This is a genomic window from Methylocystis sp. (genome assembly GCF_051062815.1).
Lineage (GTDB): Bacteria > Pseudomonadota > Alphaproteobacteria > Rhizobiales > Beijerinckiaceae > Methylocystis.
Map to the genome: position 1 here is coordinate 17553 of NZ_JBPFDU010000065.1, position 9609 is coordinate 27161.

General features: G+C 60.3%; 11 protein-coding genes and 1 pseudogene. 3 read left to right on the forward strand and 9 right to left on the reverse strand.

Features of this window, described 5'->3' with window-relative positions; all coding sequences use genetic code 11:
• The first annotated feature begins 14 nt into the window (after window positions 1-14).
• From ACR65W_RS10570 to ACR65W_RS10580, 3 genes are read left to right on the forward strand one after another with little or no spacing between them, the layout of a single operon-like run.
• On the forward strand, window positions 15-872 hold the full coding sequence (locus ACR65W_RS10570) for a sulfurtransferase (RefSeq protein ID WP_434501300.1): 858 nt from the start codon (window positions 15-17) through the stop codon (window positions 870-872).
• A 15-nt stretch (window positions 873-887) separates the two neighbouring features.
• Window positions 888-1142 (forward strand): hypothetical protein, encoded by a 255-nt coding sequence (locus tag ACR65W_RS10575; RefSeq protein ID WP_434501299.1) that lies wholly within the window; start codon window positions 888-890, stop codon window positions 1140-1142.
• Window positions 1143-1144: 2 nt separating this feature from the next.
• Window positions 1145-1459 carry a hypothetical protein gene (locus ACR65W_RS10580; RefSeq protein WP_175094061.1) on the forward strand — a complete coding sequence of 105 codons (315 nt, stop codon included), beginning with the start codon at window positions 1145-1147 and terminating at the stop codon, window positions 1457-1459.
• Window positions 1460-1515: 56 nt separating this feature from the next.
• Here ACR65W_RS10580 and fdxB read toward each other — a convergent pair whose 3' ends face one another.
• The 9 genes and pseudogenes from fdxB to nifH all read right to left on the reverse strand — a co-directional run.
• The gene (gene fdxB / locus ACR65W_RS10585) at window positions 1516-1815 is read right to left on the reverse strand and encodes a ferredoxin III, nif-specific (RefSeq protein WP_026222705.1); all 300 of its coding nucleotides are present in this window, start codon (window positions 1813-1815) and stop codon (window positions 1516-1518) included.
• 23 nt (window positions 1816-1838) lie between these two features.
• A complete protein-coding gene (locus ACR65W_RS10590) occupies window positions 1839-2039 on the reverse strand; it encodes a CCE_0567 family metalloprotein (RefSeq protein ID WP_014892109.1) in 201 nt (66 codons plus the stop codon).
• A gap of 8 nt (window positions 2040-2047) precedes the next feature.
• A complete protein-coding gene (locus ACR65W_RS10595; RefSeq protein WP_434501298.1) occupies window positions 2048-2518 on the reverse strand; it encodes a NifX-associated nitrogen fixation protein in 471 nt (156 codons plus the stop codon).
• An 8-nt stretch (window positions 2519-2526) separates the two neighbouring features.
• Window positions 2527-2922 (reverse strand): nitrogen fixation protein NifX, encoded by a 396-nt coding sequence (gene nifX, locus ACR65W_RS10600; RefSeq protein ID WP_018406761.1) that lies wholly within the window; start codon window positions 2920-2922, stop codon window positions 2527-2529.
• Between the two features lie 19 nt (window positions 2923-2941).
• A complete protein-coding gene (nifN, locus tag ACR65W_RS10605) occupies window positions 2942-4318 on the reverse strand; it encodes a nitrogenase iron-molybdenum cofactor biosynthesis protein NifN (protein WP_434501297.1) in 1377 nt (458 codons plus the stop codon).
• A 4-nt stretch (window positions 4319-4322) separates the two neighbouring features.
• Window positions 4323-5993 (reverse strand): nitrogenase iron-molybdenum cofactor biosynthesis protein NifE, encoded by a 1671-nt coding sequence (gene nifE, locus ACR65W_RS10610; RefSeq protein WP_434501296.1) that lies wholly within the window; start codon window positions 5991-5993, stop codon window positions 4323-4325.
• 79 nt (window positions 5994-6072) lie between these two features.
• Window positions 6073-7632, reverse strand: coding sequence for a nitrogenase molybdenum-iron protein subunit beta (gene nifK / locus ACR65W_RS10615; RefSeq protein ID WP_434501295.1), 1560 nt, complete (start codon window positions 7630-7632; stop codon window positions 6073-6075).
• Between the two features lie 66 nt (window positions 7633-7698).
• Entirely contained in the window at window positions 7699-9201 is a 1503-nt protein-coding gene (gene nifD, locus ACR65W_RS10620) for a nitrogenase molybdenum-iron protein alpha chain (RefSeq protein WP_018406757.1), read from the reverse strand.
• A 78-nt stretch (window positions 9202-9279) separates the two neighbouring features.
• Window positions 9280-9609, reverse strand: a pseudogene (gene nifH, locus ACR65W_RS10625) (nitrogenase reductase); the annotation flags it as partial.

Genomic DNA, 9609 nt, shown 5'->3' on the forward strand with positions numbered 1-9609 from the left:
AAGAGGTCCGACCGATGGCTGAACCCCTGACCGGCGCGCTCGTCAGCGCGGCATGGCTAGCCGAGCATCTGAGCGACGGCGACATTCGCATTCTCGACTGCACCTGGCATCATCCGAGCACCAATCTCGACGGCCGCAATCAATATCGCGGCCGGCATTTGCCGGGCTCCGTCCATTTCGACGTCGATCACATCGCCGATCCGAATTCCGATCTGCCGCACATGTTGCCGGATGCAGCGGACTTCGCCAAAAAGGTCGGACTGCTCGGCATCGGAGACGGCGATCGCGTGATCGTCTACGATCGGCTCTTCGGCGGTTCGGCGGCGGCGCGCGTGTGGTGGATGTTCCGCGTCTTCGGCCACGACAATGTCGCGATGCTCGACGGCGGATTCAACCAATGGGTCGCCGCCAAACATCCGACCGAAATGTCGCCGGTGCGTCCCCAACCCAGGACGTTCAAGGCGACGTTCAAGCCGGAACTCGTGCGCAATTTCGATCAAATGAAGAGCGCTGTCGCGAACGGCGGCGAGCAGATCGTCGATGGGCGCGGGCCGGGCAAATTCGACGGCTCGCAAGCTGACGTTTTTCCGTTCAAGAAACTCGGACATATTCCGGGCGCCGTGAACGTGCCTTGGGCCGATCTGGTCGATCCGCAGACAGGCGTGCTCCTCGATTCCAAGGGGTTGCGCGCGCGATTCGAAGCAGCTGGCGTCGATCTTGGCAAGCCGATCGTTGCCACCTGTGCTTCGGGCATGACGTCCTGCATGGACGCCTTGGCGCTCTATCTCCTCGGACGAAGCGATGTCGCGGTCTACGACGGATCATGGGCGGAGTGGGAGCGCGCCGAACAAGCGGCGGCGGCCGCAGCTTAACAAGGAGTGCAGCGTGTGAGCGTTCGCGACGACCATGAGCTCGAAATGGGAGATGAATATGCGCTCTCCGCCGCGGCCGATCGGACGCGCTTCACGCTCCACAACAAAGCCGACGGGATGATCGCCGAACTGCGCGATGACGACGCTGCGCGCTTTCTCAAAGACTACGACGAATTGAAGATCCAATTTCCCGATTGGAATGCAGATAAGCTGCTCGCCCAACTTTGGGATCAGGGCGGCTATGGCTGGCTCGCGCAACAGGAAGAGTGACGATGACGACTCTCGTGAAGATCACTGAGGATGGACGAAAACTCGAAGTGAAAGGCTTTGCGCTCTATCTTGACGGCGCTCTAGAAGCGGTCGATCTCACCGAGGTGAAGATGCACCCCGCGAAGCGAAAAATCTGGTCGATCATGCCGGACGCCACCCATGTGGCCGGCCGTGTTGCGCTGAACGCGGAAGAGACGGCGATCGTCAGGAAGGCGCTCGCCGACGCTCAGGCGATGATGCTGGCCGATCCGATCGCGATTGCCGAGCGCTTTCGCATCGCCGCCATGTGGAAGGCGCGCGAGCAGGGCATCGAGTAGTGCAAATTAGGCTTTGTGTTGCGAGCCCCCCTGCACGGAGGCTCGCATTTTTTTACTCAGACCAGCGCTACGTCTTCCGCCGCATGCGTTTGACAATTGGTCGGACACACGCGCGCGCAGGCGCCGCAGCCGATGCAGGCGCCGGTATCATTCATCACCATAATTTTCTTTTCGACCTCTTCGTCCTCATCGTCGTCCAGCGCAACCAGTTCGCCGTCTTCGTTCAGACCTTTCAGCGTCATCACATCGCGACCGCACACCTTGAAACAGCGTCCGCAACCGATGCATTTACCGGGATCGATCGCAACAAGGTATTCTGGACACCAATCGCGCCCATCGCGCGTCGCTTGTGACATGGCCGTATGCTTTCTTTCTCGAGTTAGACCGTCTCCAGGGACTTCAACTTCGCGCGCTTCTTCTCCAGCTCGGCGAAAGCTTCATGCGCCTTTTGCGCAACCTCGGGGATGGTGGGCCAATTGATCGGCAGTTCTTCCGAAAGGTCATGCAAATCCATTTTGGCCTGCATGGCCTTTGCCGAAAGCTTTTTGATTTCGGCCTTCAGATCGTCGATCTCACTCATCGCTCACCTCAGTATTTTGCGACGTCAGGGAATTTTTCGATCATCTCGACGCCGGACTGAACATATTTGTCGCCCTCCGACGCGAGCTTCTCGAAGCTGTCGAATCCAAAGCGATGCACGTCGCGCAACTGCTTGTTCACGACGATCAAGCGTCCGCCGATCAGCACCATACGGCCGAAACCCTCGTGGCTCATCTTCAGCATGGGCGAGATCATGACGCCCGTGGCGCGCTCGATGGAGAGCGCGATGGCGTTGAAGAAGAGCTCCATGCGCCAGATCGTCTCGGGGTCGGGATCGCCGATGATCGGCAGCGCGCGGCGCGCTTCTTTGTCGAGGATATAGGGAGCCAAAAGATCGAGGTCGGACTTCGTCTCCCAGGTCCCATGCGTGTCCTGGGCGCGCCAGACCTTAATGAGCTCCTTCATGAACGGAAGCTCGGCGACCGGAGTTTTCTCGAGCACGGCGGTAGGTTCAGACATGGGCTTCCTCACTCTTCGAAATCGAGCACGCGCTCTTTTCCCTTGGTCAATGCTTTGCGCAGCCATGGCGGCGGCACGCCTCTCAACACTTCCTGGAGCTTGTCCAGGAGGTCTGAGATGGCTTCCGGCTGATTGACCTTCATCGGATGAATGTTGTTGGCGACGACTCGCGCCGCGCCAGAGCCGCCGATCGCAGCGACGTAAAGGATGGCGCAATTCTTGATCGCGTCGATCTTCGGCGCGAGCTTGTCCTCATTGCCATCTTCCTTGAGATCGCCGTCAAATTGGATGGCCTCGACGAATTCGTGACCTTCCGGTCCGATCTCGTAGATCGCGATGTTCTTGGCCCAGCCGAAATGCGCGTCAACGCGTTTCAAATCCTGGGTTGCGAATGCGACTTTCATAGCGCCTCCGTTTTCGCCCCTAGTGCGAGGTTGCGGCGTGCGACGAGCCGACGCCATCGCGCCAGCTGTCGGGCGTCGGTTCGTGGTTTTCGTCGTGATCGGCCATCAACAGATTGCTGATGTCAAAGATCAGATCGCGCCCGCCGCGATAGCCGACCATCAATTGATGGCCGCCGCCGAGGCGGTCGAACATCGGAATGCCCATGCGAAAGAAGGGTATCTTCAAGCGAGAGGCCGCTTGCCTACCGTGAGAGTGGGTGACCATCAGATCGCAGTCCTTGGCCTTCGCCAAATTCTCGAGGTCTTCGAGATCGCCGATCAGCACCTCTTCGGTCGGCAGCCGTTCGAGCACCGGCGATTGCGTGGTCGTCACCGCGACAAGAAGTTGCGCGCCCATTTCGGTCAGCAGCCCGCCGATCTCGTTGAGCAGGTCCGGCTCGGCGCCGACCGCGAGTTTGCGCCCGCCGATGTGGAAATGACCGTCCAGCATCGCGTCGACGAGCTGGCCGCGCTGGCGGCGATATTTCATCGGCGCCGGTCGGCCGCTGATGTCCGTCAGGAACGCCATCAGCGCATCATTGGCCTCAAGCCCGCACAGCCGTTCAAACATGCGAAACGGAACGCCGGTCTTCTTTTGCATGGCTTCGGCGGCGCGCCGCATTTGCGCGCCGATCGCGATCGTCCAGCCGGCTTGACCCATCATCGAAATTTCTTCGACGCCGACGCCGCCGATCGTCGTCGGGGTGAAATCATCCGGTATGTGGCCGTCAAGCGAACCGGCGAGATCTGGCAGAAACGTCGGCTCCAAGCCGAAATCCTCGATGATCGTGCGCAATTCATCGAGGTCGCCGGGCGTCAGATGGCAGCCTGGCAGCACGTTGATTTTTGTTGGATCGCGGCGCGCGGCGCTCTTTGGCGCCTCGACCATCGTCTCGACGATGCGCGTCACCGTCTTTTCCCAGCCGTCCTGGAAGGCGTCCTTAAAGTCGGGCGTCGAGACATAGACGATCGGCAAATGCGCGACCGCCGCATTCTTCTCGCGAATAGTCTTGATGTAGCCGTCGACGTCGTCGCCCTTCGTCTCGGTGACGCCGGTCGAGCAAATGCCGATGATCTCCGGCTTCGTGCGGTTGTAGATGTTGAGCACCGCCTGCTCGACGTTCTCGTAGCCGCCGAGGACCGTCGCGACTTCGCTCATCGCGGTCGTCTGCATCGGGATGGCTTCTTTGAAGTGCCGCGTGAACAGCACCAGACCAAACGACGTGCAGCCCTGCGAGCCGTGCAGGAGCGGCATCGCGCCCCGCAGGCCCATGAACGCGAGGGCGCCGCCGATCGGCTGGCTCATCTTGAGCGGATTGACCGAGCAGGCTTTTTTGCTGAGGATGACGGTCGCCATCGCGTTACTCCGCCGCGATCGCGTGAGAGGCCGAGACCATCTGCTCAAGAATTTCCTCAATACGCACGGCGCAGGCGCCGCAGCCGCCCGAGGCGTTCGTCGCGTCGCGCACGCCCTCGACTGTCGAGAGATTTTTCGCGAGGATCGCATCCTCGATCACGCCGAGCTCGACGCTCTTGCAGTTGCAGATTTTTTTCGCGCGGCGAACCTCTTCCGCCTTCACGGGGTCGGCGGCGAGCGCCGCCGCCTCGGCTTCCGCCTGCGCCATCGCGCGGCTCTGCCAATTGTCGCCGGATTTCTCCCAAGGCGCCGGTTTGCGCACCTGCGCCCAAACTGGATTGTAAAGCGCCTTGTCGATCTCCTCGACGAGCTTCACCATGCCGACATAGCCCATATAGGCGTGATGCCGCTCCTGGTTGATGTCGAGCCAGGGCATCGAGGCCTTCAGCGCGATGAACTGCGAGCGGCCGCCCGAGAGCATGATGTCCGCGCGCGCATCCTTGAGCATCTTGTACATTTCGCGCGGCGTCATATCCTCGATCATATGGGCGTCCTGACCCATCAGCTCCTTGATGCGCTCCTTGTCTTCCTTGGTCGACTTCTTGACCGACGTGCCAACAAGTTCGAGACCCGCCTCTTGCAGCGCGGCGACGACAGACCAGGATTTGACGCCGCCGGTGATCAGCAGCACTTTTTTGCCTTCGAAGCGCGGCTTGTATTTGGCGATCGCCGCCCATGCCTTGGCCTCTTCCCGCCCAATCAGGGCCTCGGTTCGATCCATCAATTCAGCGGGCGCGCCGCGTTCGATCAGCATGCGCGCGATTTCGCGCAGCGAGTCGCTGCTATCCTCGATGCCGTAAAAGGAGCCTTCGAAGAAGGGGATGCCGTAGCGCTCCTCCATCTTGCGCGCCACATTGATCATCGCCTTGGAGCAAACCATCATCGCGGCCTTGGCGCGATGCGAGGAGGCGACCTCCTTATATTTTCCGTCGCCGGAAATGCAGGCCATGATGCGAATGCCGAGCTCGTCGAGCAGCGGCTTCACCTGCCACAGTTCTCCGGACAGATTATATTCGCCGATGATATTGAGGTCGTAGGGCGTCGTATATTCCGGCTCTTCCGTGCCGATCACATGTTGCAGCAGCGCCTCGCCCGCAAGCTTGTTGCCGAGATTTTTCGGCCCGACGAAGCCGGGGGAGTTGATCGGGATGACCGGCTTGTTGAATTTCTCGCGCGCCGCTTTGCACACGGCGTCGATATCGTCGCCGATCATCGCGGGAACGCAGGTCTGATAGACGAAGATGGCCGGCGGATCGTATTTCTCGATGATCTCGCGGATGGATTTGTACAGCCGCTTCTCGCCGCCGAAGACCACATCGGTCTCATTGATGTCGGTGGTGAAGCCGGTGCGCCACAGATTGGAGCCGGAGGACTTCGCGCCGCGATTGTCCCAGCTATTGCCCTCGCAGGCGATGGGGCCGTGCACGAGGTGGGCGACGTCCGTGAGTGGTTGAAGGGCGATCTTGGCGCCGTCGAAGGCGCAACCGCCAGCCGCGCCGCCGGGCTGCAATTGCTTGGTGCACCCTTTCTTGCGTTCGGCTTCTGACTTGTTCGCGTTCTTGCCGCAGCCCGGCTCGTTGAAAACGTCCTGGATCGTGGCCGAAAGCGAACTCATGCCTCTTCTCCTTCACGTTGCGACAGCGTCACTGCAAGCAAGTTGTGGCTCCCGCCGCAAGGGCGGGAGCCAAATCGTCTTAGCGGATGATGTCGAAGCTATAGTCGCTCTTCGCAGGCACGTTGGTGGTGGCGTCGATCGATTCGAAAATACGATCGAGGATCCACACCAGAACGTTCAAGCCGCCCTGATAGCCCCACACCGGATAGCGGTGGTGATGATGGCGATCGAAGATCGGGAAGCCGATGCGGATCAGCGGCGTGCCTGTGTCGCGCTCGAGATATTTCCCGTAGGTGTTGCCGATCAGGAAATCCACCGGCTCGGTGAACAGCAGCGAGCGCATGTGCCACAGATCCTTGCCCGGATAGACGTGACAATTCTGCCCGAACGGCGAGGAGTCGAACAGCGCCTGAACTTTTGCCGCCCAAGCCTTACTGCCATTCGTGGCAAGCACATGGGTCGGTTCGGCGCCAAGCTCCAGCAGGAAGCCGGCGAGGCCGAGGCACAGATCCGGATCGCCGTAGATCGCGAATTTCTTGCCATGAATATGCGCGCTCGAATCGGCCACCGCGTCAACGAGACGACCACGCTCGCGCGCCAGCTCTTCGGGGATCGGCTTGCCGGTGATGCGCGACAGCGTCATGAGGAACTTGTCGGTCGCCGAGACGCCAATCGGGTGATTGAAGGCGGCGACTTCCTGCCCATGCGCGGCGATCAGCGGCAGCGTCTTCTCGGTGCAATATTCCTGCATCGAGATCGTCGCCTTGGCGTTGATCGCGCTCGCAGCCTCTTCCAGCGTCGTGCCGCCGTCATACATGCGGAACTCGCCGTCGGTCGGCGTGTCGAAGACTTCGCTGTTGTCGGCGAGGATTGTGTAGTCGATGCCCATCAAGCCGAAGATGCGCTTGACTTCGCGCATGTTGCCGACCGTGTAGCCGTCGAAGCCGCCGATGAAGTTAATCTTGTCATTGGCCGTGCGTTCGAGCTTGGGCGCCGTGCCGGCCTTGCCGTCCCAGAAGTGCTCGATGATGCCTTTCAACGCATTGTCGTAGCCGGTGACGTGGCTGCCGACAAAGGCGGGAGTGTGGGCGAAGGGAACGTCGTATTCCGCCGGAACCGAACCCTTTTCCTTCGAGGTCTTGATGAAGGCGTTCAGATCGTCGCCGATGACTTCCGCCATGCAGGTGGTCGAGACGGCGATCATCTTCGGCTTGTACATATTGTAGGTGTTGGCCAGGCCGTCGATCATGTTGTTGAGACCGCCGAACACCGCCGCGTCCTCGGTCATCGACGAGGATACGCAGGAGCTCGGCTCCTTGAAGTGTCTCGACAGATGGCTGCGGTAATAGGCGACGCAGCCCTGCGACCCATGAACGAAGGGAATCGTTTGCTCGAAACCGACGGCGGCGAAGACCGCGCCGAGCGGCTGGCAGGCTTTGGCCGGATTGACCGTCAACGCCTCGCGCGCGAAGTTCTTCTCGCGATATTCGGGGGTCTTGGCCCATTCCCGAACGCGTTCCACTTCGGCCGGATCGCGCGGGTTTTCGAACATCTTCTTCTTGTTCGCCAGCATCTGCTGGTACTCGGGACCTCTGAAGAGGTCGAAATGGTCTAGGACGTGTTCTGCGCTCTGCGGCATGGTCGAACCCTCGCGTCATGCATTTCGGGGAGCCGGCGCGCGCCTTCGCAACGCGCCGGCGCTGATTTATTCCGCGGCCTGGAGCAGCGGCAGTTCCTCGGTCTTCCAAGGCGCCTTGGTCATTTTCCAGACCGGCGAGTTGATCGCCATATCCATGTCTCGCGCGAAGATCGCGAAACCGTCATAGCCATGGTAGGGGCCGGAGTAGTCCCAGCTGTGCATCTGACGGAAGGGCACGCCCATCTTTTGGAAGACGTATTTTTCCTTGATGCCGGAGCCGACGAGATCGGGCTGGATCTTCTCGACGAATTTTTCGAATTCGTAGCCGGTCACGTCGTCGTAGATCAGCGTTCCGTCCTTAACGTAATGCTGGGCGGTGCGCTGATAGTCGTCGTTGTGGCCGAATTCATAGCCCGTGCCGACGACTTCCATGCCGAGGTCTTCGTAAGCGCCGATCACGTGACGCGGACGGAGGCCGCCGACGAACAGCATGACCGTCTTGCCTTCCAGACGCGGACGGTATTTGGCGATCACCGCGTCCATCAAGGGCTGATATTTGGCGATGACCTGCTCGGCGCCTTCCTTGATCTTGTCGTCGAAATAGCTGGCGATCTTGCGCAGCGACTCGGCGATCTTGCTGGGGCCGAAGAAGTTATATTCGCACCACGGAATGCCGTATTTTTCTTCCATGTGGCGCGAAATGTAGTTCATCGAACGGTAGCAGTGCAGAACGTTGAGCTTCGCCTTCGGCGTCGCTTCCAGTTCCGCGAGGCTGCCGTCGCCCGACCACTGCGCGATCACGCGCAGGCCCATCTCTTCGAGCAGGATGCGCGACGACCAGGCGTCGCCGCCAATGTTGTAGTCGCCGATGATGGCGACGTCATAAGGCGTCGGCTCGAAACGCGGAGCGGCGTCGGGAGCGATCTTGTCGAACACCCAATCGCGGATCGCGTCGTTGGCGATGTGATGGCCGAGCGATTGAGAAACGCCGCGGAAGCCCTCGCAACGCACCGGGACGATGGTCTTGCCGTCGTATTCCTTCGACTTGGCCTTCGACACAGCCTCGATATCGTCGCCAATGAGGCCGATCGGGCATTCCGACTGAACGGTGATGCCGTTGTTCAGCGGGAACAGCTCCTGGATCTCGTCCATGATCTTTGCGAGCTTCTTGTCGCCGCCGAAGACGATATCCTTTTCTTGGAAGTCGGAGGTGAACTGCATCGTGACGAAAGTGTCGATGCCGGTCGTGCCGATGTAATAGTTGCGGCGCGCCGCCCAGGAATATTGGCCACAGCCGACCGGGCCGTGGCTGATGTGGATCATGTCCTTGATCGGACCCCAGACGACGCCCTTCGAGCCGGCGTAAGCGCAGCCGCGAATGGTCATCACGCCAGGGATCGACTTGATGTTCGACTTCACGCCGCAATCCGGCTTGCCTTCCTGATGCACGTTGAGGTGCTTGGCGCGGCGCTTGGCGGTCTTCTCGGGGTAAACCTTCAGGACTTCTTCGATGAGCGCTTTGTTGCGGTCCTTGATCTCCGCGACGCTCAATGTGGGCGAAACACTCATTTGATGTCTCCTTTAATACTTTCTGGATTTCAGCTCGACCTCCCGCATGCGGGAGGTCGACGCTCATGCGTTGACGGGTTAGGCGATCGCCTGGAGTTCGGCCGCGGTCTTGCCGATCTGGCTCTCATCCACCGCCTTCATGATGCCGTGCTCCATCAACATGTCTTCGAGCTCGTCCATCGTGATCGGCGTCGGAATGATGCCATTGCCCTGGTTGGCGTGGATCTTCACCGCAAGGTTGCGATAGTGCGTGGCCTGCTGCGACTCCGGCGCATATTCCAGCACCGTCATGCGGCGCAGCTCCGCGTGCTGCACGATATTGTCGCGCGGCACGAAGTAGATCAGCGTCGTGCCGAGCTTCTTCGCCAGAGCTTCCGCAAGCTCCAGCTCCTTGTCGGTCTGACGCTC

What these genes read in the sequence shown, in the direction of transcription:
- ACR65W_RS10570 (WP_434501300.1), top strand. Translation starts at nt 15, where the DNA reads ATGGCTGAACCCCTGACCGGCGCGCTCGTCAGCGCGGCATGGCTAGCC.
- ACR65W_RS10580 (WP_175094061.1), top strand. Translation starts at nt 1,145, where the DNA reads ATGACGACTCTCGTGAAGATCACTGAGGATGGACGAAAACTCGAAGTG.
- fdxB (WP_026222705.1), bottom strand. Translation starts at nt 1,815, where the DNA reads ATGTCACAAGCGACGCGCGATGGGCGCGATTGGTGTCCAGAATACCTT.
- ACR65W_RS10590 (WP_014892109.1), bottom strand. Translation starts at nt 2,039, where the DNA reads ATGAGTGAGATCGACGATCTGAAGGCCGAAATCAAAAAGCTTTCGGCA.
- ACR65W_RS10595 (WP_434501298.1), bottom strand. Translation starts at nt 2,518, where the DNA reads ATGTCTGAACCTACCGCCGTGCTCGAGAAAACTCCGGTCGCCGAGCTT.
- nifX (WP_018406761.1), bottom strand. Translation starts at nt 2,922, where the DNA reads ATGAAAGTCGCATTCGCAACCCAGGATTTGAAACGCGTTGACGCGCAT.
- nifN (WP_434501297.1), bottom strand. Translation starts at nt 4,318, where the DNA reads ATGGCGACCGTCATCCTCAGCAAAAAAGCCTGCTCGGTCAATCCGCTC.
- nifE (WP_434501296.1), bottom strand. Translation starts at nt 5,993, where the DNA reads ATGAGTTCGCTTTCGGCCACGATCCAGGACGTTTTCAACGAGCCGGGC.
- nifK (WP_434501295.1), bottom strand. Translation starts at nt 7,632, where the DNA reads ATGCCGCAGAGCGCAGAACACGTCCTAGACCATTTCGACCTCTTCAGA.
- nifD (WP_018406757.1), bottom strand. Translation starts at nt 9,201, where the DNA reads ATGAGTGTTTCGCCCACATTGAGCGTCGCGGAGATCAAGGACCGCAAC.